Origin of the sequence: Aidingimonas halophila (assembly GCF_900106955.1) — a bacterium.
In the GTDB taxonomy this organism is placed as follows: domain Bacteria; phylum Pseudomonadota; class Gammaproteobacteria; order Pseudomonadales; family Halomonadaceae; genus Aidingimonas; species Aidingimonas halophila.
Map to the genome: position 1 here is coordinate 440159 of NZ_FNNI01000002.1, position 25345 is coordinate 465503.

Consider the following 25345-nt stretch of genomic DNA (forward strand, 5'->3'; position numbering starts at 1 on the left):
GTGAACGACCCCTTACCCCCACTGCCCTGGCCCCAGACCCGGACACAGGGTGGGCAGACGAACAATTGCGACGGTTCACTAGCCCCCAGTTCCTGGCTCATGGATGACTGATCGCTCCAGACTCACCGTTTACCGAAGGTGTCTTATGTCAGCTCCCATTCCCACTCGCGTGCACTACCATCAGAAATCCCGCGAACTGGAACTGGCTTACCAGAATGGTGAAAGCTATCGCTTGTCCGTCGAATACCTGCGGGTGTATTCACCGTCAGCCGAGGTTCGTGGACATGGTGGCGATACCGCCGTACTCCAGGTCGGCAAAAAGGATGTGGGGTTGCAGAACATTACCCAAGCCGGCCGCTATGCGCTCAAGCTTCACTTCGACGATGGCCACGACAGCGGCCTGTACAGCTGGGACTACCTTTATTCATTGGCGGTCAACCAGGAGGCCAACTGGGCCGATTACCTGCGACGACTGGAAGAGGCCGGTGAGTCTCGGCAACCCAAGACGATTCAGTTCAAGGAGTTGTAAGCTCCACACCCCCTCACAAAGACAAGTGCGGCATCGGGACGCTACAATATCTCCACTCGCAGTCTGACCAGGGATCCCTGATGGAAAAACGCACGACACACTTCGGCTACCAGGAAGTGCCGTTCGAGGAGAAGGCCTCACGGGTTGCTGACGTCTTTCACTCGGTTGCCGCCCGTTATGACGTCATGAATGACTTGATGTCGCTGGGCATCCACCGGTACTGGAAGCGCCTGACCATAGAACGTGCTGCCGTGCGCAAAGGACACCAGGTCCTGGATATTGCCGGAGGCACAGGCGATCTTGCACTTCCGTTTGCACAGCGAGTCGGTACCGAAGGACGCGTGGTCTTGGCGGACATCAACGAGTCCATGCTGCGTGTCGGTCGTGAAAAGCTCCTTGATCAGGGAGTGGGGGGCAACGTGGAATACGTTCAGGCCAACGCCGAATGCCTGCCTTTCCCCGATAATCATTTCCATTGCATTACCATCGCCTTTGGCTTGCGCAACGTGACGGACAAGGACGCCGCCCTTCGCTCCATGGCCCGTGTTTTAAGGCCGGGGGGCCGGCTATTGATTCTGGAGTTCTCCAAACCGCTCCATCAGATACTGTCACGCGTCTATGACGAGTACTCTTTCAAGGTTCTGCCTCGTATAGGGGAGTGGGTGGCGGGCGATGCCGACAGCTATCGTTATCTGGCCGAGTCGATCCGCATGCATCCCGACCAGGAGACCCTCAAGTCGATGATGGAATCCGCGGGCTTGGAGCGCGTCGACTATACCAACCTGACCGGCGGCATCGTCGCCCTGCATCGTGGCATCAAACTGTAATGTGGATCTCCGCTCTGGAACGGTGTCTCAACGTCGTGCTGGCCAGAGATCCGGCAGCCTCCACAAGGCTGTCGCGGCTGGCGGGAACGCGGCTGCGACTTCGCGTCACCCGGCCCCGCTACGACTTGACCCTGTCATTTTCTGCTGACGGCGTGGCCTTGATGCACGGCCTGCCGGCGAATGATCGCTCGGGCGATATCGACGTCGAGCTCGACGAACGGACAATGCGCGAGCTATTGACTGGGCACTCTATCGAACAGCTAATGTTCAATGGACACATGAGGGTTCGTGGAAGTGTCATGCGGCTCGAGGCGATCCGGGATTTATTCCTGGATATGGATCTCGACTGGGAAGGCGCATTGGCAACCTGGCTCGGCGATACTCCCGCTCATGGCCTTGCCGAAAGCCTTCGCTATGTCATGCGGTTCGAGCATCGCATTCGTCGCGAGTTGAGCGCGGACTTGCGTGACTATGTCTTCGAAGAAGCGCGTTTACTGCCCGGCCGTGCTCAGGCGGAGGTGGTACGCGATCATCTCACTGAACTCGACACGACCCTGGATCGACTCGATGCCCGTATTGCCCGTCTCCAGCGACGCATGGACCAGCGGCGGAGGGTAGCATGACCTTTCGATTGCTGCGCATACTTTGGGTCATCACGCGCTTTCGCCTGGACACACTGATTCCCCTGGACCGCCTTCCATGGCTGCCAAGACTGGCTTTCCGTCTCTCCCCCCTGCGCCTGATACCCGTCGGCCAGCGTCCACATGGTGAGCGACTGCGTCTGGCGCTGGAAGCTCTGGGCCCCGTGTTCATCAAGTTTGGACAGATGCTCTCCACACGTCGTGATTTGTTGCCACCGGATATCGCCGATGAACTCAGACGGCTGCAGGACCAGGTTCCTCCCTTCTCCGGGGACGAAGCGGTGAGGCTCGTCGAGCAAGAGCTGGAAATACCGTTGGCCGAAGCATTTGTTGCCTTTGATCGTCATCCGCTTGCCTCAGCCTCGGTCGCCCAGGTTCATGCGGCTCGTCTACACGATGGAGAGGAGGTCGTCGTCAAGATCATCCGGCCAGGTATCGAGCGAGTGATGCGGCAGGATATCGCCCTGATGTATCGCGTGGCGCATTTACTCAAATGGATACCGGAAGCGCGACGACTAAGGCCAATAGAAGTCGTGTCCGACTACGAGGCGACCCTCTTCGACGAACTTGACCTCCACAAGGAAGCCGCCAACACCTCCCAACTCAAACGTAACTTCAAGAACTCCCCGCTACTGTATGTGCCTGCCATCCATTGGCAACTGTCTCGTCGTCGCGTCATGGTACAGGAGCGGATATACGGCGTGCCGGTCGCCGACATGGAGGCACTCAGGACCCAGGGAACCGATCTTCGCAAACTTGCCGAACGCGGGGTGGAGATCTTTTTCACCCAGGTGTTCCGCGACAATTTCTTTCACGCCGACATGCATCCCGGCAATATATTTGTCACCCAGGGAGCGCATCATGACCCGCAATACATCGCTATCGACTGCGGTATCGTCGGAAGCCTGACCCGCGAGGACCAGGACTATCTGGCACGCAACCTGCTCGCCTTCTTCCATCAGGACTACTATGAGGTCGCTGCATTGCATATCGAATCAGGCTGGGTGGGTGAAGATACGCGTGCCAACGAATTTGCCGCAGCGATACGCGCCGTGTGTGAGCCAATACTGGAAAAGCCGCTGAAGGACATATCGTTCGGGCAGGTACTGCTGGGACTCTTTCAAACGGCCAGGCGCTTTAACATGGAAGTCCAGCCGCAACTGGTGCTATTGCAGAAGACTCTGCTCAATATCGAAGGGCTCGGGCGCCAGCTCTATCCCGACCTCGACCTGTGGAGCACCGCTAAACCCTTCCTGGAACGCTGGATGCGTGAACGTGCCGGGCCGCAGGGACTCTGGAGCTCTCTCAAACGACAGGCACCGGAGCTTACACGCCAACTCCCCGAGCTACCTGTGCTGGCACATCAGGCCTTGATGCGTGCCGATATCGATCATAAGCAGCGCCGCCGCCAGGCGAATGCCGTGGACAGTGTAAGTCGACACATGCGACGAACCACACGCAGCGCGCGTCGGCTGCGTATCGGCCTTCTGTTACTCGCGCTCGCCCTGGCCTGGGAGCCTCTGCTGGAGTGGGCCCTGAATCAACCATGGCCGATACTCGCTGTTGCTGCCTTGGGCGTCATACTATTGGCCTGGCACTGAAACCTGTCTTGCCATACGATGCAGACATGAGCATGAGGAAAGCATTTCGATGAGTGACACACTCGAACAATTGACAGAGATACTCGAACAACGCCGCTCAGCCGACCCTGCACACTCTTATGTCGCCTCGTTGCATCACAAGGGGTTGAACAAGATACTGGAAAAGATCGGCGAAGAGGCGACCGAGACCATCCTGGCAGCCAAGGATGCACAAACCGGCGTTGAAACGCATCGTCAGGCCGTGATCGCCGAAACGGCCGACCTGTGGTTTCATAGCTTAGTGATGCTTTCACATCTGGGCATTGCTCACGACGATGTCCTGAACGAACTGGCGCGACGTTTTGGTGTCTCCGGTTTAGACGAAAAAGCCGCCCGTTCGGCCGATTAACCTGGCTTCAAGCCAGACATTGGGAGAAACACTATGTTAGGTGGTATCAGTATCTGGCAACTCCTGATCGTGCTGGGAATCATCATCCTGATTTTTGGCACCAAGAAGTTGCGTAACGTCGGAGGTGACCTGGGGGGAGCCGTCAAGGGCTTCAAGAAGGCCATGCATGAAGAAGAAAAAGACGACGAAAAAAACGATACCCAACAGCGTGTCAGTCACGAAGATGATCAGGGCACGACCTACGACGTCAAGGCCGAGCATAAGGTCGAGGACCAGGACGAGCGAAAATAAACGGCCATGTTCGATATAGGCTTCCTGGAGCTACTGCTTCTGGGTGTGGTGGGTCTACTGGTACTGGGTCCGGAGCGGCTGCCCAAAGCAGCGCGTACGCTCGGGTTGTGGATCGGCAAGATCAAGCGGACCGTATCCGGCATGCAGCGTGAGATTTCAGCACAGCTGGAAGCCGAAGAACTACGCCAGAAACTGGACCAGCAGCAGAAAAAACTCGATGACAGCCTGAAAAAGGTCAAGCGGGATGTCGAGAGCTACGCCGAGCCCGATACGCCTGCCGACAAGGGAACGCACAGTGACACGCCCCCTGACGCTGGCTCCCGTGAAAAGGCCGACCAGGACAATCCAGGCAAGGTCAGAGAACGTCTCGATCAGGCACTGTCACGCCGTGCCGCCTCGCCTTCGCCCGAAAAGGAGGACTCACCCGAGCCCCCTGCGCCTGCTGACAAGGACGACTCGTCAACATGACCGACTCGCGTGACCCCAAGGATCCGGACAGTTCCCAGGCACCGCTGATCGAGCATCTGATCGAGTTGCGTTCGCGACTCATGCGTTCGGTGATCGCCATTGGCGTCATCTTTCTGGCGCTCTATGCGTTCTCCAACGACATCTACAGCTTCGTGGCTCAGCCGTTGATGGCATTACTTCCGGAAGGCTCCCAGATGATCGCCACCGAAGTCGCCTCTCCTTTTCTGGCACCCTTCAAGCTGACGCTGGTGGTGGCCGTCTTCGTCGCGGTGCCTTACGTATTGCACCAGGCGTGGTCATTCATTGCGCCGGGACTTTACGATACCGAAAAATCCATCGCGATCCCCTTGTTGGCATCGAGCGTCCTGCTTTTCTATGGCGGGGCAGCGTTCGCTTACTACGTGGTTTTTCCGCTGCTGTTCGAATTCTTCACCCAGACGGGACCGGAGAATGTGGCGGTCATGACCGATATCAACCAGTATCTCAATTTCGTCCTCAAGCTCTTCTTCGCTTTCGGCGTCGCCTTCGAAATCCCCATCGCGACCTTCCTGATGATCTTCTCCGGGGTGACGAGCGTGGAAAGCCTATCGAAAAAGCGCCCCTATATCGTGCTGGCCTGCTTCGTCATCGGGATGCTGCTCACTCCCCCGGACATCATCTCCCAGAGCCTGCTCGCTATTCCCATGTATCTGCTCTACGAAGTAGGCATCCTGTTCGGACGTCTGGTCCACCGACGGCCCTCCCCCGATGCCGACGATGACAGCCAGGACGACTGACGCGCTTCCAGGGTTCGATCAACCTCGATCGCGGTGCGACAAGTCGGCACTGTCGGCTTGGTAGGGCACTGGTATACTGCGGGAATACATCAAGACGTTTTCATCAATGCCTCGCGACACCTGCCTGTCACACAATCGTCATCTCCAGCGAGCATGATGTGGCAAGCGGCGGTCAAGGCGTGATTCGACCGGAGAGACACTTTGAGCTTCAGTAACTCACGTCGCTATCCAGCGACGCGGCTACGCCGAATGCGAACCCAGGACTTCTCTCGCCGCATGATGCGCGAGACCACGCTGACACCGGATGATCTGATCTGGCCCGTTTTCGTGATGGAAGGTTCCGGACAACGCGAACCGGTACCCTCGATGCCTGGTGTCGAGAGGCTGTCGGTCGATCTTCTGCTTGATGAAGCCCGTGAAGCCATGGCGCTGGGTATTCCTGCCCTGGCGCTATTCCCGGTAGTGGACCCCGGGGTGAAGACCGAGTCGGCCGAAGAGGCCTACCATGCCGAGGGACTGATTCAACGATGCGTCAGGGAACTCAAGGCGGCCTTGCCGGAACTCGGTATCGTCACCGACGTGGCCCTGGACCCTTACACCAGCCATGGCCAGGACGGGATTCTCGATGAACAGGGTTATGTGCTCAATGATCGCACTGTGGACACACTGATCAAACAAGCGCTGTCTCATGCCGAGGCCGGGGCCGATATCGTGGCCCCCTCCGACATGATGGACGGGCGGATCGGCGCCGTCCGCAGTGTGCTCGAGCAAGAAGGACTGCACAACACGCGTATCATGGCCTATAGCGCCAAGTATGCCTCGCACTACTACGGTCCTTTCCGTGATGCTGTCGGTTCCGCTGCCAACCTGGGCAAGGCCGACAAGCGTACCTATCAGATGGATCCGGCCAACAGTGATGAAGCGCTGCATGAGGTTGCCCTGGACCTGGCAGAAGGGGCCGACATGGTCATGGTCAAGCCAGGCATGCCTTATCTGGATGTGGTCAGTCGCGTCAAGAATGAATTGCAGGTCCCCACCTTCGCCTATCAGGTCAGTGGGGAATATGCCATGCACATGGCAGCATTCGAGCAGGGGTGGCTGGATGCCGATACGGTCATGCTCGAATCACTGCTGTGCTTCAAACGCGCCGGTGCCGACGGCATTCTGACCTACTTTGCCAAACGTGCGGCACGATTGTTAACGCAATGATACGGGAAGGTGCGTCCTTCCCGACCTCATGGAGCCATGATGGAAGATTCGCACCGCCATAACGATGAGACTGACCGTAATACGCCGTCCCATTCCACTTCGGTTAGTGATGGCAGTGTTTCAAGCGAGCCGCCCCCCCTGCGGATCAACCGCACGCGTACCGGCATCCATGCCAAATCGTCACCATCGCCGGAAACCGAACTCGACGATCCGACACTCTACTTCAATCGAGAACTGACCAACCTGCAGTTCAATATCCGGGTACTGGAGCAGGCTCTGGACACGTCGCATCCACTGCTCGACCGGTTAATGTTCCTGCTGATCTTCTCCTCGAATCTCGATGAGTTCTTCGAGATCCGAGTCGCCGGGTTGAAGCATCAAATCGCCTTGGGCCACGAGGACAGTGGCGCCGATGGCATGGCGCCTCGCAGCGTCCTGGCAGAGATATCACGCATTGTCCATGAACAAGTTGAACGCCAGTACCGAGTGCTCAACGACATTCTGATCCCGGCTCTTAACGAGGAAGGCCTGCGTTTTCGTCGTCGCAGTGACTGGAGTCCGGCTCAGGCAGCATGGGTACGTGACTATTTTGATGAAGAGATCATGCCCGTGATAAGCCCTATCGGGCTGGATCCATCTCATCCCTTCCCCAGGCTGGTCAATAAAAGCCTCAATTTCATCGTCGAACTGGATGGCAAGGACGCCTTTGGACGCGAGGGTGGCCTGGCCATTCTTCCCGCACCGCGTTCGCTACCACGACTGATCGCTCTGCCCGAATCGTTATGTGATGATGGCTACAGCGAATACGTCTTCCTGTCATCGATGATCCATGCCCACGCCGAGTCCGTGTTTCCCGGCATGGAAGTGCGCGGCTGTTATCAGTTTCGACTGACGCGTAACGCCGACCTGTCGGTGGATCCCGAGGACGTGTCCGATCTGGCATCGGCCTTGCGGGGCGAATTGCTGGCACGACGTTACGGTAGCGGCGTGCGACTGGAAGTGGCGGACAACTGTCCCGACAATCTGACGGCCTTCCTGCTCAAACAGTTCGAACTCGATGAGCAGGACCTGTATCGCGTCAACGGCCCGGTCAACCTGACCCGGATGATGGCGGTGCTGGCGGATGTCAACCGACCGGAATTGCGATATCGCCCCTTCACACCAGGACTCCCCAAGGTACTGACCAAAGGGAACAGCCTATTCGATACCATTGCGGCCGGAGACATCCTGCTCCATCACCCCTTCCAGTCGTTCGCGCCCATCGAGGACCTATTGGCCGAAGCCGCTCGTGACCCATCGGTCCTGGCCATCAAGCAGACGTTGTATCGAACCGGTGCCGACTCCCCGATCGTCAGCGCACTGGTCGATGCGGCACGTAACGGCAAGGAAGTGACTGTCGTCATCGAGTTGAGGGCTCGTTTCGATGAAGCCGATAACCTCCAACTCGCGTCACGGCTTCAGGAAGCGGGTGCCATCGTCATCTATGGCGTCATGGCGTACAAGACACACGCCAAGCTGCTCCATATCGTCAGGCGGGAGCATGGGGAACTGCGTTATTATGCCCATTTGGGAACCGGAAACTACCACTCGAAAACAGCCAAGCTGTACACTGATTACAGCCTCCTGACTGCCGATGAGACACTTTGTGAAGACGTTCACAAGGTATTCCAGCAGCTATCCGGCATGGGCAAAGCGCGCCATATCGAACGCCTGCTGCATGCCCCTTTCACCCTTCACGAGCAGTTGGTCGCAATGATCGACCGCGAGGCACGCCATGCCGAAAGAGGGCAGCGGGCTCATCTGATCATCAAGTGCAACTCCTTGACCGAGCCCAAACTGATTCGCGCTCTCTACCGGGCATCTCAGGCAGGCGTGGAGTGCGACCTGATCATTCGAGGAATGTGCTGCCTGCGTCCCGGGGTGCCAGGTATTTCGGACAATATCCGTGTCCGTTCGATCATCGGCCGGTTTCTGGAGCACACACGGGTCTTCTACTTTTACAATGACGGTAAATCCGAGGTATGGGCTTCGAGTGCCGATTTCATGGAGCGCAACATGTTTCATCGTGTCGAGACAGGCTTTCCATTGAACAACAAGAAGCTGGCCGCTCGGGTGCGCAAGGATCTGGAGACCTATCTGGTCGACAATTGCCAGAGTTGGCTACTGCAGAGTGACGGTAGCTATATCAAACAAGAGCCCGGCGAGCATGCGCCTATCAGTGCCCAGGAAACCTTGCTCTACGCCTATGCCAGCAAGGCGTAGGCGACAACGCATCAGCTCTTCTTGAAGGCGCGTAAATCTTCCGGATCGAACCCATCGACCGTCGGTGGCATACCGTGCGCTTCACGGCGTTGCCGTACAACCGCCTTTTCGGCCTGGCGCTCGGTATCATCGTCGAGAGTACGTCCATTGAGGGCAGCAAGTTGCTCGAGCCCTTGATGATAGAAAGCAAGCACCTCAAGCGCCGTCGGATTGTTCTCCTCGATCGCCTGTCGCAGCGTTGGCAGATACCCGCGTACTTGAGAGAGTCGCTGCCTGAGCTCCCATGCGTAGCGCATCTCAGCCATCCAGGGGCGCTCCAGCAATATGGCAAATATCAGACTGGTTGCCAGTAATGCCAGCAGTATGCCTGTCAGATAGCGCCATAATCCGCCGTCGAGCCCCAGACTCAACAATTGAGAGAAGACCACCGCCAGCACGATGACCTGAGCGGACATCGATAGGCTGATGATACGTGCCTTCCGGCGATAGCGATCAGGGTCATGCGACTCGAATCGAAAGATCGTTGCCATCGTTTTCCTTGGGTCATGAACATGGCCCGGACATTATCCGGGCACCACGTCGTTGCGTCCATTCAGTCGTATCGTAACCGTTCGGCCGCTTCTTGCAGCAAGACCTGTGTCTCATCCCACCCTAGGCAAGCATCAGTGATCGATACGCCATAAGCGAGTTCTGATGATGACAGCGATTGCTTACCTTCTTGCAAGGAGCTTTCCAGCATCACGCCTATCAGGCTGTCCTCCCCCGCCAGGCGTTGATTCAGCACCTCGCGTAATACCCCTCCCTGGCGGCGATGATCCTTGCAGGAATTGGCGTGACTACAATCGACCATCAGACGCGGCGCCACGCCGGCTGTCCTCAATGCCTCACGACACCGTGCGATGGCCTCGGCATGATAGTTGGGTCCCGAATGACCACCGCGCAAGACCGCGTGTGTTGCCGAATTGCCCCTAGTGTCACGCATTGCCGGACGCCCATCTCGATCCATGGCGAAATAACGTTGTGGATGCGCTGCAGCACACATGGCATCGATAGCGACATCGAGCCCCCCGTCGGTTGCATTCTTGAATCCCACGGCGGCTTCAAGACCGCTGGCAAGTTCACGGTGAATCTGTGACTCCGTGGTTCTGGCACCGATCGCTGTCCAGGCCAGAAGATCATCGAGGTAAGCCGCCACCATCGGCTGTAGCAGTTCCGTCGCCACCGGTAAGCCCAGCGCAGTGATATCGCGCAGCAATGATCGCGAGACCTGAAGGCCATACGCCATGTCATTACTGCCATCCAGGTAAGGGTCATAGGCCAGGCCTTTCCAGCCAACCGTAGTGCGTGGCTTCTCGACATAGGCACGCATGACCAGCAACAGTTGGTCATCAACTCGCGATGACAGTTCAGCAAGGCGCTCTGCATACTCCAGCGCGGCACGGGGGTCGTGGATGGAACAGGGGCCGACGATCACCAGCATCCGGTCATCACGGTCATCGAGAATGGCTTTGACCGCATCGCGCTGAGCATCGATGGCCTGCTGCAGGGAGTCGGTCACCGGCAGGCGCTGACGCAACGCATTCGGGGTCGGCAGGGTTTGATGAGAGGTATCGTTATCGCAAAGATCAAGCTCGGCATTCATGGTCAACACTCCGGCACATTATCGAACATCGGGTCGTTTCGCCACCGATGCGATGCCGGCCGGAGGTGGCACACTGAACCGACCGACAGCCACTAAATCGCCAGCTACCATACCCATAGGCATAGAGAGCAAGGCTGGGCATAGTGCTAACAGTGTGTCGGTCGAACATGTCAATTTCTCCTCGTTTTCCTGATCATACAGCCGTCCAGAAACGAACAACCCCCGATCGGGTTGCCGACCGGGGGTCATGAAACAGTGGAGGCAACCCGGCTCATCGGGCGCGCCTCTTGGTCTGGATATTATCTTCCGACCAACAGCGCGCCGACGCTAAACCAATAGCGCCAGAAGCCGGATGCAGCGTTCATCTTGCACACGACCTTATCGACCACAGTCTGTGCGGACGACAAGGGGGTTGTGTCAACAGTGAACACCATGAAGACTCCAATCAATAAATATATTGGTGCTAATATTACATGGCTGAGCGTCTCTGACAAGCCATGTGATTGGCTGACTCAGGCTAGTCTAACGCAGATGACGCCCGCCATCGACTGGTAACGTCACTCCAGTCACGAAACGATTGTCGAGCAGATAACGTAGACTCTGGTAGATCACATCAGGGCCGGGAATCATTTGCATGGCCGACTTGGCCTTGGCCTTTTCGGCGTAGACAGCATCATCATCCTCATTGAGCATGATCAAGGCTGGCGCGATGGCATTGACCTGGATGGCAGGTGCATACATCGCGGCGAAGGACAGAGTGAGATTCTCCAGGCCGGCTTTTGTCGCTGCATAGGCCGCATGCTTGCGTGAACCGCGTTGAGCGACGTAGTCGGTCATGTGGATGATATCACGCTGTGGTTCATCACCGGCTTCCAGCAGTTCCCGGGTATGGAGGTTGACCAGATAAGGGGCTTGCATATGCACGCGGAACAACTGCTCGAACGTGTGCCCAGCATCCTCACCCAAGGTATCTGGCGCCCAATCGCTGGCATTGTGAACGATTGCCCTCAATGACCTCGTCTCGCTCTTGAGGCGCCGGATGAAATCGTGGATACCGGCCTCGGTGGAGAAGTCCGCCGGCAGTGTCACGATACCCAATTCATTGAGTGACGCCAGTTCATCACGTTCCCGACGATAGCTAATGATCACCGGATGACCATCATCCAGCAGTCGCTCGGCACAGTAGCGTCCCAGGCGTTGGGCGCCGCCTGTGATCAGAATGGGAGCCGCACTCATGTCAGCTTCTCCTCTTTCCGGGGAAGATCATGATGAGGAAACAGCGGCTCCCGCGGGGCGTAGGAAAAGACATCGGAAAAGGTTCGCAATGGCTCCAGATCACGGGCAGTCAGGGTATCGATACAGCTATAAACCATCCCCGGTGATCCGGAAAGATAGACGTCACGACCGGCCAGCGAATCGACCGAGTGGTCAAGGGCCTCATCGATGCGCCCTTGATGCGCACTCACGCGCACGTCATCGAATCCCTCGGGTGCTTCCGCCTCGATGACGCCATGGAAATGAAAACCAGGATAGGCATCCGCCCACTCGCGCGGCAAGCTCTCCAGATAGAGATCCCGTCGTTCACGCACGGCCCACCACAAATCGATTTCGCGCGAGGCATCAGCAGTAAGCGACGCCTCGACGATCGCTTTCATCTGTGCGAATCCGGTGCCCGCCGCAATCAAGGTCAAAGGACGCCGGCTGGACGTATCCAGAATACAGTCGCCGCCCGGCAGGCGCAGGGATAGTTGAGCGGCATGCTGCATCAGTTCCCGCAGGCGTGCGGAGTTTTCACGCTCCGGCCAATGCTGGATATGCAATTCCAGGAAGCCATCGCCGACATGGGCATTGGCAATGGAAAACGGCACCCAGGTCATCTCGTCGAGCTGGAGTTCAAGATACTGGCCCGGTGCATGGACCATGGCTTCGGCACGGCCTGCCAGATGCACACGAAACACATCGGGTGTCAGGTCCTCAACCGTCGTAACTTGGCAGGTCAACGTCCTAGCCGTCATGATGTCCTCTTGTCATTGGGGAAAGCGGAAGGCAGATCGATGCCCAGATCGCTCCAGCGTGCCTCGACACGAGACTTGACCGCTTCATCCATGACGATGGGAACCCCCCATTCCCGGTCAGTCTCGCCGGACCACTTGCGAGTCGCATCCAGCCCCATTTTCGAGCCCAGTCCTGCGACCGGTGAGGCAAAATCCAGATAATCGATGGGAGTGTTCTCTACCATCACCGTGTCGCGTGCAGGATCCATGCGGGTGGTAATGGCCCAGATCACGTCTTTCCAGTCACGCGCATCGACATCATCGTCGAGCACCACCACGAATTTGGTGTACATGAACTGGCGCAGGAAGCTCCAGGTTCCCATCATCACACGCTTGGCGTGGCCGGGATACTGCTTCTTCATGGTGACCACGGCCATGCGGTATGAGCATCCTTCGGGCGGCAGGTAGAAGTCGACGATCTCAGGGAACTGCTTCTGAAGGATCGGCACGAAGACTTCATTCAAGGCCAGTCCGAGAATTGCCGGCTCATCCGGTGGACGGCCGGTGTAGGTGGAGTGGTAGATCGGGTCGCGACGATGCGTGATACGCTCGACGGTGAACACCGGGAACGTTTCTACCTCATTATAATAACCGGTATGATCCCCGTACGGCCCTTCCTCGGCGACGTCTTCCGGATAAATGAACCCTTCCAGAACGATTTCACTCGAGGCCGGAACCTCCAGATCGGCATGACCACACTTGACCAGTTCGGTCCGCGATCCGCGCAGCAAACCGGCGAAGGCATATTCGGAAAGGTTGTCCGGCACAGGCGTCACGGCGCCCAGGATGGTGGCCGGATCGGCCCCCAGTGCCACGGCCACTGGAAATGGTTCCCCTGGATACTGCTGCTGAAACGACAGGAAGTCCAAGGCACCGCCACGATGCGCCAGCCATCGCATGATCAGGCGATTCTTGCCGAGCTTCTGTTGACGGTAGATTCCCAGGTTCTGACGCGTTTTCTCCGGCCCTCGCGTGACCACCAGAGCCCAGGTGATTAGCGGTGCCACATCGCCGGGCCAGCAGTGCTGGATCGGCAACCGGTCCAGATCGACCTCGTCACCTTCCAGAACCACTTCCTGGACCGGTGCCTTGCTCAGGGTCTTGGGCCCCATGCTCATGACCTGCTTGACGATCGGCAGTTTGTCCCAGGCATCGCGAAATCCCTTGGGGGGATCCGGCTCCTTGAGAAAGGCCAGCAGCTTGCCGACTTCCCGAAGCGCTTCGACGCTCTCCTGTCCCATGCCGGCAGCCACTCGCTCGGGCGTGCCGAAGAGGTTACCGAGCAACGGCATGTCATGGCCCTTGACATTCTCGAACAGCAGCGCTGGTCCACCAGCCTGCAGCGTTCGGTCGCAAATTTCGGTAACTTCCAGGTAGGGATCGACCTCAGCAGTGACCCGCTGTAGCTCCCCCCGTGCCTCCAGCGTCGCGATGAAGTCCCGCAAGTCCTTATATTTCATCGACTATCCCGTGACCGGAAAAACGAAAGGGCAGCATAACATGCTACCCCTCCGGTTTTCTGCTCCCACTCCGCCCACAACTGACGGAGAATAATGAACAGTGGTCAGCAAGGCGCGAATTCCGGCAAGACCTCCGCATGACATGAGCAGACCGTCACGAGGAGTATCGAGGGCCCTGCTTTCCCATCAGCGGCGTTTCATGGCTTCGAAGAATTCGATATTGGTCTTCGTATCCTTCAAGCGATCGATGAGGAATTCAGTCGCTGCCACATCTTCCATGGGGTTGAGGAGCTTACGCAGAATCCACATCCGCTGCATCTCGTCTTCCGAGGCAATCAGGTCCTCGCGACGGGTACCGGAACGGCGAATGTTCAGAGCCGGATAGACACGTTTCTCGGCCAGCTTGCGATCCAGGTGCGCCTCCATGTTACCGGTGCCCTTGAACTCCTCGAAGATCACTTCGTCCATCTTCGAGCCGGTCTCCACGAGAGCGGTGGCAATGATGGTCAGGCTGCCCCCTTCTTCGATATTGCGGGCGGCACCGAAGAAACGCTTGGGCTTCTCCAGAGCATGCGCATCGACCCCGCCGGTCAGCACCTTGCCCGATGACGGGACCACGGTATTGTAGGCGCGTGCCAGACGGGTGATGGAATCGAGAAGAATGACCACATCCCGTTTATGCTCGACCAGGCGCTTGGCCTTTTCGATAACCATTTCGGCCACTTGAACGTGTCGGGCCGGCGGTTCGTCGAAGGTCGAAGCGACCACTTCACCACGCACGGTTCGTGACATCTCGGTCACCTCTTCCGGACGCTCGTCGATCAACAACACGATCAAGTGGCACTCGGGATTGTTGCGGGTTATCGAGGTCGCGATATTCTGCAACATCAGCGTCTTGCCAGCCTTGGGAGGCGAGACGAGCAAGCCACGCTGGCCTTTTCCGATCGGCGCGGTCAAGTCGATGACCCGGGCTGTGAGATCCTCGGTCGAACCGTTGCCGATCTCCATCACGAGTCGCTCTTGAGGGAACAGCGGCGTCAGGTTCTCAAACAGGATCTTGTGCTTGGCGTTCTCCGGCTTGTCAAAGTTGATCTGGCTGACCTTGAGTAGCGCGAAGTAACGCTCGCCCTCTTTAGGCGGACGAATCTTGCCAGCAATGCTATCGCCCTTGCGCAGGTTGAAGCGACGGATTTGCGAAGGCGAGACGTAGATATCGTCCGGGCCGGCAAGATAAGAGCTGTCGGAACTGCGGAGGAAGCCGAAGCCATCCTGCAGAATTTCCAGCACACCGTCTCCATAGATATCCTCGCCGCTTTTTGCATGCCGCTTCAGGATGGAGAAGATGATGTCCTGCTTGCGTGACCGGGCCAGGTTATCGATGCCCATTTCTCGGGCGATATCCAAAAGCTCCGGAACGGTCTTTTGCTTGAGTTCGGTAAGATTCATCGGTTCGTTCAGAAATTGCTCGTGTCAGCGTGGGCGGCTATGCGCCGGGAAACGACAGGAGGCGGTGACGATACGCCGCGTGATGCGTTCAGAGCCCTGGGTTCAGCCACTTTAGTGTTGCCGCACGTTCCTACCCGTCTTCATTCAGGCTGACGGTAGACGCTTGCTGGTTGCCATTAATCTCTCCACAGGGGAGACAGCGACCAGAGAGGACACGAAAGAGGCGTTATGATCATTCATTGTGTCGCCTGATTAACAATAATGATGCTTATGCACCATCGAATGAATCAGCGGGCTATCTGACGACTTGGAATATGACCGCGACGCGGTCGGGAAGCATTCGGAACAGGCGAACGACTCGATGTTAGTAAAGCACGACATGAAACGCAACCCTTAGATGCATTTTGATCGATCACCAGCCTGCGGTCACCGATTGACAAGCCCTTCAACGCCCCGCAACCTTACCCCATATTGAGCGAAGGGATACGTCATGACCACGCCCACGGCCATTCGCAGGATGCCCGACTCAACGCCCTCTCAACCTCGCCGTCTGGCGGCCATCGATCTCGGTTCCAACAGTTTTCATCTGTTGGTCGCCAATCACATTGGCGGACAACTGCAGGTAGTAGCCAAACAAGGCGAGAAAGTCCAGTTGGCAGCGGGCCTCGAGGAGGATGGCTATCTCAATGACGCTGCCATGAGTCGGGCCCTGGACTGTCTGACACGCTTCTACCCTTTCATCGCCGACATTCCTTCCACCGGGTTTCGTGTCGTGGGCACCAATGCCCTGCGCGACGCCAAGAACAGTCAGACATTCATAGAACGGGCGGAAACGGTGCTCGGCCATCCGATCGAAATCATCTCCGGACGCGAAGAAGCCCGCCTGATCTATTTGGGGGCTGCCCACGCGCTGGCGGACGTTCATGGCCGACGACTCATCGTCGACATCGGTGGCGGCTCGACGGAATTCATCATCGGGGAGCAGTTCGAACCCTTGGCTCTGGAAAGCCTGCACATGGGGTGCGTCGCTTATACCCAGCGCTTCTTTGCCAACGGTGAAATCAGCGAGAAACGCTTTCGCAAGGCGCAACTCGCCGCAACCTCCGAACTGGCCCACATACGCCGTCATTATCGTGAGCTCGGCTGGAGCGACCCGGTAGGATCCAGCGGCACGATCAAAGCAGCCGCCGCCGTTATCGCCGCTCATGGCGATGGACCGGAAGGGATCATCACCCGACAAGGCTTATGGGCACTGCGCGGGCGCATCCTGAAGCAAAAGCAGCTCAACAAACTCTCCATGTCAGGGTTGAAAGCGGACCGCGCCACGGTATTTCCCGCCGGGATGGCCATCCTGTGCGCTATTTTCGATACCTTCGAACTCGACCATATGCGTTACTCCGACGGCGCATTGCGCGAAGGCGTGCTCTATGATCTCGCCGGCCGCCATACTGCTGAAGACTCGCGTCTACAGACGCTGGAGGCATTACGCCAACGTTACCGCACCGATCCCCGTCAGGCTGACAATGTCGGCGAAACGGCCAGAACCTGCCTGACACAACTGGCGTCAGACTGGCCGTTCAGCGACGAGCAGATCGAATATCTCGACTGGGCTGCCCAATTACATGAAATCGGGTTGGCCATCTCGCACAGCCAATTTCACCGCCACGGCGCCTACTTGATTGCCAACTCCGATCTGCCGGGATTTTCCCGCCCTGAACAACAGGCGCTGGCATTCCTGGTTCGCGCCCACCGTCGCAAGTTTCCGACCAAGGAACTCGAGACAGTGCCGGCCGGTTTCCGCCCGGTACTGGCCAAGCTGGCACGCTTGCTTCGCCTGGCGGTCATTCTCAACCATTCACGGCCGGAACGTGCCATGACACAACTCTCCATCAAGGCCGAAGGTGACAGGCTCGACATCACGTTGGATCGGCACCTCCCCGAACTCGCCCTGATCATCAATGACCTCGAACAAGAGGTCGAATACCAGCGTGCCGCCGGCTTCACTCTCGATGTCAGAACGACATGAGTTGCCAGCATTCGGCACACAGGCCAAAGGTTCCGACAGGGTTCACTACGGCTACGACCTGATCATCATGCCAGATCACGAGCAACGCCCGACGCTGCCAAGGAGGCACATGCTGTTCCTGGAGCAGGCGTTTGAGATCCCGATGACCACGCTGCGGCAACTTCAACCGCTCCCCCCCGGTCCGCGGCCGAACGTGCAGTTCGATGGTTCCGGTCCAAGGGGCGAGAAGTTGCCAACGCAGTGGTCCCAGCGGCGTTTCCAGTGTCGAGAGGCCATCCCAGACCGCTTGCCAATCGGAAGGCATACTGACACCGGGGGACTGCAGATAGAGGCCATCACGCCAGCAACGCGCCTCAGCGCCGTTCCACGCCACATGAACCGAGGCATCCCGACGACTCCCCAACTGCTCGATGAGGGTCGTCAGGCGCGCCGCTGGCGGGGTGGGCAGGCCGAGTTGCTGGCAACAATAGCGCAGCAGAAGCCGCATCCGCGGCTCACTGAGTTGCAATAGCCGGGAAATGGAAAGACAGCCGGGCTCCCCACCTACCGTTCCCAGATCCAAGGACGCCAGGTCGTCAAGCAACGCATCCGCTTCGCCAGCGAGCCGCGCCGACGCCGCCAGCGACTTGTCGACTGCCGGCCAGCGTGATCGCAATAGTGGCAGGACTTGATGTCTCAGGAAATTACGGTCGAACGCAGTATCTGCATTGGTCGGATCCTCGATCCAGGGTACCTTCAATTCATGAGCGGCGGCTTCCAGCCTGGCGCGAGGCACAGCCCAGAACGGACGCATAAGGTGGCGGTTATGCCAGTCGCGCACTCGGCTCATGCCGGCCAATCCACGCGTACCACTACCGCGCAGCGCCGCCAGCAAAAAGGTTTCTGCCTGGTCATTCCGGTGCTGGGCCAGCCACAGAGTCTCGCCTTCGGCGACGCATCGCATGAATGCGGCATAGCGCGCCTGGCGCGCTGCTCCCTCCGGACCGAGATCGCTGTCATCGGGCACATCGACATGTTCGACGCGCAACGGGATCCCGAGCCAGGAACATAGGCGATGGCAGTGTGCTTCGAAATCGGCAGCAGCGCCCTGCAAGGCGTGATTGATATGCAAGGCGTGAAGATCACGGTCGTAGTGGCGGTTCGCCTCGGTTGCCAACCACAACAGCAGTGATGAGTCGAGCCCACCGGAAAGCGCAACCCACACAGCACTGCCTGGCGGTGTCTCCGCCAGGGCATGATCGACTAATGACTGGAGAGACATGAAGCCGGAGGGGCCACCTCACGTGCCGTCATGACGCTCAGGCCGGAGCGCCGTAACTCATCAACCGGTCGTAACGCCGTGCCAACAGTGCCGAGACCTCCATGGACTGCAGACGATCCAGGCTCGCGAGCAAGGCATGCTTGATGCGTTCGGCGGTTTCGCCAGGCTGGCGGTGTGCACCACCCAGAGGTTCATCGATCAGGGTGTCCACAAACCCCAGTTCATTCAACCGTTCAGCCGTGATGCCCATCGCCTGAGCCGCCTCAGAGGCCTTCTCGGCGCTTTTCCAGAGAATCGACGCACAGCCCTCAGGTGAAATCACCGAATACGTCGAGTACTGGAGCATCTGCAACTCGTCGCAGACACCAATGGCCAGCGCGCCTCCAGAGCCCCCTTCACCGACGACGGTCGTGACGATCGGCGTCTTCAACCTTGACATCACCGCCAGGTTATATGCGATGGCCTCACTCTGGCCACGCTCCTCGGCATCGATACCCGGATAGGCGCCGGGGGTATCAATAAAGGTCAGTACCGGCAGATTGAACCGTTCAGCCATTTCCATCAAACGACAGGCCTTGCGATAGCCCTCAGGGCGCGGCATACCGAAATTACGCCGTACCTTCTCCTTGACGTCACGCCCTTTCTGGTGGCCGATGATCATCACCGGTTTGTCGTCAAGACGGGCGATACCACCGACCAGAGCCGCATCATCAGCAAAATGGCGATCCCCGTGCAATTCGTCGAAATCGGTAAACACATGCTCGATATAATCGAGCATATAGGGCCGTTTGGGATGGCGTGATAATTGCGAGATCTGCCAGGCGCTGAGGTCGCGGAAAATCTGTTCAGTGAGCTTCTTGCTCTTCTCCTGAAGCTTGTTGACCTCTTCATTGATATTGATCTTGCTGTCGTTGCCGACCAGCCGTAGCTCTTCGATCTTCGCCTGCAACTCGGCAATGGGCTGTTCGAAATCAAGATAATTGGGATTCATAGCGTTTCAGCTTCGTCGGAATCTGGCAGCCACGTCAACACGTGGAAGAAATGAAGACAGTTGGAGCATTATCGCAGCTTGGGACCATGGCGCAAGCCATCCCGTATTCATCGGTAGCGGAGGCGCACCCCGTCCTGGCCTTCGACATCACGCAACGCGACAAGCAACTCATCACTGGGCGACACGCGCCACTCGTCGGCCAGCTCCAGCCAGCCGCTGGCCTGATCATTGCGGTAGCATACCCGAACTGGCAGTCCGTGCGCATCGCACCAAGGCGTCAGGCTATCACGTAGACTGTCTACCAGCCGACCATTAGCACGTCGACCATCAAGCGATAATTCGACCGCTTCGCCATAACGGGTCCGCGCATCGACCATCGGCGTTACCTCTTTGCCGCGAAGACGCAACCCGCCCGAATAGTCGTCATTCGACACCTCGCCTTCCACGATCAACACCTGATCGGCTTCAAGACGACTGCGCACCTGCTCGAACAACTCACCGAACAGCGATGCCTCGATCCGACCGGTACGGTCATCAAGCGTGATGAAGGCCATCGTATCGCCCCGCTTGGATTTCATGGTGCGCATGGCCACCACCAGACCGGCTACCCGTTGAGGCTCACGGCTTGGCTTGAGATCAGCGATACGTGTCGATACGAAACGTGTCAGTTCCCCTTCGTACTCATCGATGGGATGGCCGGTAAGATACAGCCCCAGCGTCTCTTTTTCTCCGGCCAGACGCACCTTGTCGGTCCAGTCCCGTGCGTCGCGGAAATCGGCATAGACATCCTGATCGCCGGGATCGGCAAAGACATCGCCGAACATGTCGATCATGCCCCGGGACTGATTGGCGTGATTCTGTGCCGCCGCCTTGATTGCGGCATCGAGTGCGTCAAAGAGAACGGCACGGGATGGCCCCAGGCGATCCAATGCTCCCGCCCGGATCAATGCTTCCATGGTGCGTTTGTTGAGGCGCTTGGTATCGACACGACGACAGAAATCGAAAAGGTCCGTAAAGGGGCCACCATCGTTGCGAGCCTCCACGATGGCGCCAATCGGCCCCTCCCCGACACCACGGATCGCACCGAGGCCGTATACGACTCGCCCTTCATCGTCGACGGTGAACTTATAGCCACCGACATTGACATCCGGCGGTGTCACAGTCAGTGACAGATGGCGACACTCCTCGATCAGGGGAACGACTTTATCGAGATTGTCCATTTCCGTGGACAACACTGCCGCCATGAATGGCCCCGGGTAATGCGCCTTGAGCCAGGCCGTCTGATACGACACCAGCGCATACGCTGCCGAGTGAGACTTGTTGAAACCGTAACCGGCGAACTTCTCGACCAGATCAAAAAGGTTGCCGGCCAAGTCACGGTCGATGCCATTCGCCTCACATCCTTCCATGAAACCGACACGCTGCTTGGCCATTTCCTCAGGCTTCTTCTTGCCCATGGCGCGACGCAGCAAGTCGGCTTGGCCCAGGCTATACCCTGCCATCACCTGAGCTATCTGCATCACCTGCTCCTGATACAGGATGATGCCGTAGGTCGACTCGAGTACCGGCTTGAGCCATTCATGCTGATAGTCCGGGTGCGGGTAAGAGACATCGGCCCGACCATGCTTGCGATTGATGAAATCGTCGACCATGCCGGACTGCAGGGGGCCAGGACGGAACAATGCGACCAACGCGATGAGATCTTCCAGCGAGTCGGGTTGAAGCCGCTTGATCAACTCTTTCATACCGCGCGATTCCAGCTGAAAGACAGCCGTGGTTTCAGCACGCTTGAGACGGTCGAAGGTCGGGCCATCGCTGAGTGGGATGGTGTTGATATCCAGCGGTCCCTGGCCTTGGGCGGCACGTACCTGATCGACCATTTCCAACGCCCAGTCGATGATCGTCAGCGTGCGTAGCCCGAGGAAGTCGAACTTGACCAGGCCGGCCTCCTCGATGTCGTTCTTGTCGAACTGGACAACCAGACCGCTGCCATCCTCCTCGCAAAGCAGTGGGGCGAAATCGGTCAACTTCGTCGGCGCGATCACGACCCCACCGGCATGCTTCCCGCTTCCTCGAGTGATGCCCTCGAGCTTCAGGGCCATGTCCCATATTTCTCGGCCATCATCATCATTGCTCAGGAACTCCCGCAGCGGTTCCTCCTGCTCGTAGGCCTTCTCCAGCGTCATCCCGACCTCGAAGGGGATCAACTTGGAGAGTTTGTCACCCAGCGAGTATGGCTTGCCCTGGGCTCTCGCCACATCACGTACTACCGCCTTGGCCGCCATGGTTCCGAAGGTAACGATCTGCGAGACGGCATCGCGCCCGTAATGCTCGGCAACGTAGTCGATCACCCGATCGCGTTTCTCCATGCAGAAGTCGACGTCGAAGTCGGGCATCGAGACGCGTTCCGGATTGAGAAAACGCTCGAACAGCAGGTCGTACTCCAGCGGATCAAGATCGGTGATCTTCAACGCATAGGCCACCAGTGAACCGGCGCCGGACCCCCGCCCCGGCCCCACGGGAACGTCGTTGTCCTTGGCCCACTGGATGAAGTCCATCACGATCAGGAAGTAACCGGGGAATCCCATTTGCAGAATGATATCGAGCTCGAAATCGAGCCGTTGACGGTACATCGCCTCGTACTCGGCACGATCACGGCCCTGGTAGATCGCATTGGGACCATCGAAGAGTTGAGTCAGGCGTTCACTAAGTCCGTCATGGGAAATCTTGCGAAAGAACGCTTCCTGCGTCATGCCTTCAGGAATCGGGAATTCCGGCAGGAAAATCTCACCCAGTCTGACATCGACGTTGCAGCGAGCCGCGATCATGACACTGTTTTCCAGGGCCTCGGGGATGTCTGCAAACAGTTCCGCCATTTCCACCGGGCTCTTCAGGTACTGCTCTTCGCTATAGCGACGCTCGCGTCGTGGATCATCCAGGGCCTTGCCTTCACCAATAGCGACACGGGTTTCGTGCGCCCAGAATTCGTCCCGGGACAGGAAACGCACATCATTAGTCGCCACGACCGGTGTGCCGGTGTCAGTTGCCAACGCCACGGACTGGTGCAGGCACTCCTCTTCATGAGCTCGTCCGGTGCGCACCAGTTCAAGGTAAAACCGACCGGGAAAATGTCGGTTCCATTCGTCAAGCAGACCGCGGGCCTCATTCGGGTGATCGGAAAGCAAATGCCGACCTATCTCGCCCTCCCGAGCACCGGAAAGCGCGATCAACCCGTCACTTTGCTCGAAAACCCAGGCTTTCTTGAGCAACGGCATGCCACGCTGCTGTCCCTCCATCCAGCCACGTGAAATCAGCTCCGTCAGATGACGGTAGCCGTCATTGTTCATCGCCAGCAGCGTCAGACGGTAGGGATGCGCCTCGTCATGAGCGTTTTCGAGCCATAGGTCCGCCCCGATGATCGGTTTCAAACCGGCGCCTTCGGCTCCCTTGTAGGCCTTGACCAGTCCAAACAGGTTGGTTTCATCGGTTACCGACAGGGCAGGCATGCCATGCTCAGCGGTGGCTGTCACCAATGGCTTGAGCTTGACCAAGCCATCGATGAGCGAAAACTCCGTATGAACGCGAAGGTGGACGAAAGGAGTGGTCATATCGAGCTCATGATCCATCGATTATCGAAAGGTAACAGATATTGTGCCCGCCATCGCTTGTCTAGAATAGCGCCAGCTGTTTTTTGACAGGCGCAAAGGAGCGCCGATGCTCTGGCAACGGCCCCAGTCGTTCCAATGCTGCCAGGTGGTCGGCGGTGGGGTAGCCCTTGTGGCGGGCAAACCCATAGTCGGGATGGCGGTTATCCAGAAACAGCATCTGCGCATCGCGGTACACCTTGGCGAGGATAGACGCCGCAGCGATAGCGGGATGACGAGCATCCCCCTTGACCACGGCCTGTCCAGGCAGGTGGTGCCCCGGTAGCCGATTGCCATCGACCAGCAGGTATTCAGCCGCCACCGGCAAGGCATCAACGGCCCGACGCATGGCCAGATGAGTGGCATGATAGATATTCATCTCGTCAATTTCGGCCGGGGAGGCTTCGGCCACGGCATACGCCAGGGCCCGCTCTCGGATCTCACGGTCCAGGCTCTCCCGGCGTTTGGCAGTCAATGCCTTGGAATCGACCAAACCGGACACCGGGGCACTCGGGTTCAGAATCACGGCAGCCGCAACGACGGAACCTATCAGGGGCCCACGCCCCACTTCATCCACGCCGGCCAGATAATCGCCATCATAATCGATCGCCAACGGCACATGGGTCGGATCACTCATGGTCTCTCCCCATCGTCGGCCAGGCTATCGGGCAACGATCGCCCCTCGATCAGCGCCGTCACAGCGTCGGCGGCTCGCTCACTGGCTCCACGTTGCAGCTCGGCATGCATGGACGCAAAGCGGCGCTCCCGGACATGACGTGCCTGCTCATCATCAAGCAACGAAGACAGATGATCGGCGATGGACTCGGCGTTGGCATCCTCCTGGATCAATTCCGGCACCAGGTCTTCTCGTGCGATCAAGTTCGGTAGGGAGATCCAATCGGTCTTGACCAGCCATCGGGCCAGGCGATGAGTCATTGGCGCCATTTTGTAAGCCACCACCATGGAACGGTGACATAACATTGCTTCAAGAGCCGCCGTTCCGGATGCCAACAATACGGCATCAGCGGCCACCATGGCGCGACGTGCATCGCCTTCACACAGCGTGACACAACGTGCCAGTGCGGGCCGCTGCGCCAGCAACTCCGCAAGCTCCTGGTGCCGCTGTGGGGTAGCGGCGGGAATCACGACGTGGAGCGTTGGGCGGTTGGCCACCAGACGCTCCACGGCATCGAGAAACGTCGGCCCATGATAGCGAATCTCGTTAGCCCGTGAACCCGGCAGTACAGCGAGGATGGGCGCATCGTCCGCCAGGCCCAGGGTCTCGCGTGCCTGTCGACGATCATTGTCGAGCGGCAACTCGTCTGCCAAGGGGTGACCAACATAGGCGACCGGCACTCGATGCCGACGGTAGAACGCCGCTTCGAATGGCAGGAACGTCAGCATGGCATCGACAGCACGAGCGATACCCTTGATGCGGCCTTGCCGCCATGCCCATACGGAAGGGCTGACATAATGCGCCGTCGTCATACCGGCACGGCGCAAGGCGCGTTCCAGCCCCAAGTTGAAATCGGGGGCATCGATACCAATCATCACATCCGGGTTCCACGCCAGCGCATCCCGCCGCAAGGCTCGACGAACACCAATCAGTCTCGGCAAGTGCCTGAGCACCTCGACCAATCCCATCACGGAAAGTGTCTCCAGGGGATAGCGACTATCGAGGCCTTCGGAGACCATGCCGGGCCCACCAATTCCTCGAAAGAGGATATCGGGATGACGTGCCTTGAGTGACTGCATCAACCCCGTTCCCAGTAGATCGCCGGATAACTCACCGGCCACCAGGTAGACTTTCAGCGGCTGGTTCGTCATGG

General features: G+C 58.2%; 22 protein-coding genes. 11 read left to right on the forward strand and 11 right to left on the reverse strand.

Features of this window, described 5'->3' with window-relative positions; all coding sequences use genetic code 11:
• Window positions 1–145: 145 nt before the first annotated feature.
• The 10 genes from BLW01_RS05385 (at window position 146) to ppk1 (ending at window position 8992) form a co-directional block, all read left to right on the forward strand.
• Window positions 146–529 (forward strand): gamma-butyrobetaine hydroxylase family protein, encoded by a 384-nt coding sequence (locus BLW01_RS05385; RefSeq protein ID WP_092568456.1) that lies wholly within the window; start codon window positions 146–148, stop codon window positions 527–529.
• Window positions 530–609: 80 nt separating this feature from the next.
• On the forward strand, window positions 610–1356 hold the full coding sequence (gene ubiE, locus BLW01_RS05390) for a bifunctional demethylmenaquinone methyltransferase/2-methoxy-6-polyprenyl-1,4-benzoquinol methylase UbiE (RefSeq protein ID WP_092568457.1): 747 nt from the start codon (window positions 610–612) through the stop codon (window positions 1354–1356).
• Complete coding sequence (locus BLW01_RS05395) at window positions 1356–1979, forward strand: ubiquinone biosynthesis accessory factor UbiJ (RefSeq protein ID WP_092568458.1); 624 nt, start codon at window positions 1356–1358, stop codon at window positions 1977–1979. Before ubiE ends, BLW01_RS05395 begins: the two co-directional genes overlap by 1 nt.
• Window positions 1976–3598, forward strand: coding sequence for a ubiquinone biosynthesis regulatory protein kinase UbiB (gene ubiB / locus BLW01_RS05400; protein ID WP_092568459.1), 1623 nt, complete (start codon window positions 1976–1978; stop codon window positions 3596–3598). The genes BLW01_RS05395 and ubiB overlap by 4 nt, the downstream gene beginning before the upstream one ends.
• 49 nt (window positions 3599–3647) lie before the next feature.
• Window positions 3648–3986: a phosphoribosyl-ATP diphosphatase gene (locus BLW01_RS05405; protein WP_092568460.1), complete on the forward strand. Its 339-nt coding sequence runs from the start codon at window positions 3648–3650 to the stop codon at window positions 3984–3986.
• Window positions 3987–4019: 33 nt separating this feature from the next.
• Window positions 4020–4277, forward strand: a complete 258-nt coding sequence (tatA, locus tag BLW01_RS05410) for a Sec-independent protein translocase subunit TatA (RefSeq protein ID WP_092568461.1) — start codon at window positions 4020–4022, stop codon at window positions 4275–4277.
• A gap of 6 nt (window positions 4278–4283) precedes the next feature.
• Window positions 4284–4745, forward strand: a complete 462-nt coding sequence (gene tatB / locus BLW01_RS05415; RefSeq protein ID WP_092568462.1) for a Sec-independent protein translocase protein TatB — start codon at window positions 4284–4286, stop codon at window positions 4743–4745.
• Window positions 4742–5521, forward strand: a complete 780-nt coding sequence (gene tatC, locus BLW01_RS05420; RefSeq protein WP_092568463.1) for a twin-arginine translocase subunit TatC — start codon at window positions 4742–4744, stop codon at window positions 5519–5521. Before tatB ends, tatC begins: the two co-directional genes overlap by 4 nt.
• Window positions 5522–5722: 201 nt before the next feature.
• Window positions 5723–6730, forward strand: a complete 1008-nt coding sequence (gene hemB, locus BLW01_RS05425) for a porphobilinogen synthase (protein ID WP_092568464.1) — start codon at window positions 5723–5725, stop codon at window positions 6728–6730.
• A gap of 39 nt (window positions 6731–6769) precedes the next feature.
• Entirely contained in the window at window positions 6770–8992 is a 2223-nt protein-coding gene (ppk1, locus tag BLW01_RS05430; protein ID WP_092568465.1) for a polyphosphate kinase 1, read from the forward strand.
• A gap of 11 nt (window positions 8993–9003) precedes the next feature.
• On the opposite strand, the gene BLW01_RS05435 is transcribed toward ppk1, so the two are convergent.
• From BLW01_RS05435 to rho, 6 genes are all read right to left on the reverse strand, one after another.
• The gene (locus BLW01_RS05435) at window positions 9004–9522 is read right to left on the reverse strand and encodes a DUF3087 family protein (RefSeq protein WP_092568466.1); all 519 of its coding nucleotides are present in this window, start codon (window positions 9520–9522) and stop codon (window positions 9004–9006) included.
• Between the two features lie 62 nt (window positions 9523–9584).
• Window positions 9585–10634 carry a 3-deoxy-7-phosphoheptulonate synthase gene (locus BLW01_RS05440; RefSeq protein ID WP_092568467.1) on the reverse strand — a complete coding sequence of 350 codons (1050 nt, stop codon included), beginning with the start codon at window positions 10632–10634 and terminating at the stop codon, window positions 9585–9587.
• 522 nt (window positions 10635–11156) lie between these two features.
• Window positions 11157–11870, reverse strand: a complete 714-nt coding sequence (folM, locus tag BLW01_RS05445) for a dihydromonapterin reductase (protein WP_092568468.1) — start codon at window positions 11868–11870, stop codon at window positions 11157–11159.
• Complete coding sequence (locus BLW01_RS05450; protein ID WP_092568469.1) at window positions 11867–12649, reverse strand: ferredoxin reductase domain-containing protein; 783 nt, start codon at window positions 12647–12649, stop codon at window positions 11867–11869. The genes folM and BLW01_RS05450 overlap by 4 nt, the downstream gene beginning before the upstream one ends.
• Entirely contained in the window at window positions 12646–14148 is a 1503-nt protein-coding gene (gene ubiD, locus BLW01_RS05455; RefSeq protein WP_092568470.1) for a 4-hydroxy-3-polyprenylbenzoate decarboxylase, read from the reverse strand. The genes BLW01_RS05450 and ubiD overlap by 4 nt, the downstream gene beginning before the upstream one ends.
• A 186-nt stretch (window positions 14149–14334) precedes the next feature.
• Window positions 14335–15594, reverse strand: a complete 1260-nt coding sequence (rho, locus tag BLW01_RS05460) for a transcription termination factor Rho (RefSeq protein WP_092568471.1) — start codon at window positions 15592–15594, stop codon at window positions 14335–14337.
• 490 nt (window positions 15595–16084) lie between these two features.
• Here rho and ppx point away from each other — a divergent pair, with 490 nt between their 5' ends.
• Window positions 16085–17620 carry an exopolyphosphatase gene (gene ppx, locus BLW01_RS05465; RefSeq protein WP_092568472.1) on the forward strand — a complete coding sequence of 512 codons (1536 nt, stop codon included), beginning with the start codon at window positions 16085–16087 and terminating at the stop codon, window positions 17618–17620.
• Here ppx and tilS read toward each other — a convergent pair.
• From tilS to lpxB, 5 genes are all read right to left on the reverse strand, one after another.
• Entirely contained in the window at window positions 17607–18881 is a 1275-nt protein-coding gene (gene tilS, locus BLW01_RS05470; protein WP_092568473.1) for a tRNA lysidine(34) synthetase TilS, read from the reverse strand. The genes ppx and tilS overlap by 14 nt on opposite strands.
• Window positions 18882–18918: 37 nt before the next feature.
• Window positions 18919–19872 (reverse strand): acetyl-CoA carboxylase carboxyl transferase subunit alpha, encoded by a 954-nt coding sequence (locus BLW01_RS05475; protein ID WP_092568474.1) that lies wholly within the window; start codon window positions 19870–19872, stop codon window positions 18919–18921.
• A gap of 107 nt (window positions 19873–19979) precedes the next feature.
• On the reverse strand, window positions 19980–23480 hold the full coding sequence (gene dnaE / locus BLW01_RS05480; protein ID WP_092568475.1) for a DNA polymerase III subunit alpha: 3501 nt from the start codon (window positions 23478–23480) through the stop codon (window positions 19980–19982).
• A gap of 61 nt (window positions 23481–23541) precedes the next feature.
• Complete coding sequence (gene rnhB / locus BLW01_RS05485; protein ID WP_092568476.1) at window positions 23542–24153, reverse strand: ribonuclease HII; 612 nt, start codon at window positions 24151–24153, stop codon at window positions 23542–23544.
• Window positions 24150–25343: a lipid-A-disaccharide synthase gene (gene lpxB / locus BLW01_RS05490; protein WP_092568477.1), complete on the reverse strand. Its 1194-nt coding sequence runs from the start codon at window positions 25341–25343 to the stop codon at window positions 24150–24152. Before lpxB ends, rnhB begins: the two co-directional genes overlap by 4 nt.
• Window positions 25344–25345: the final 2 nt, after the last annotated feature.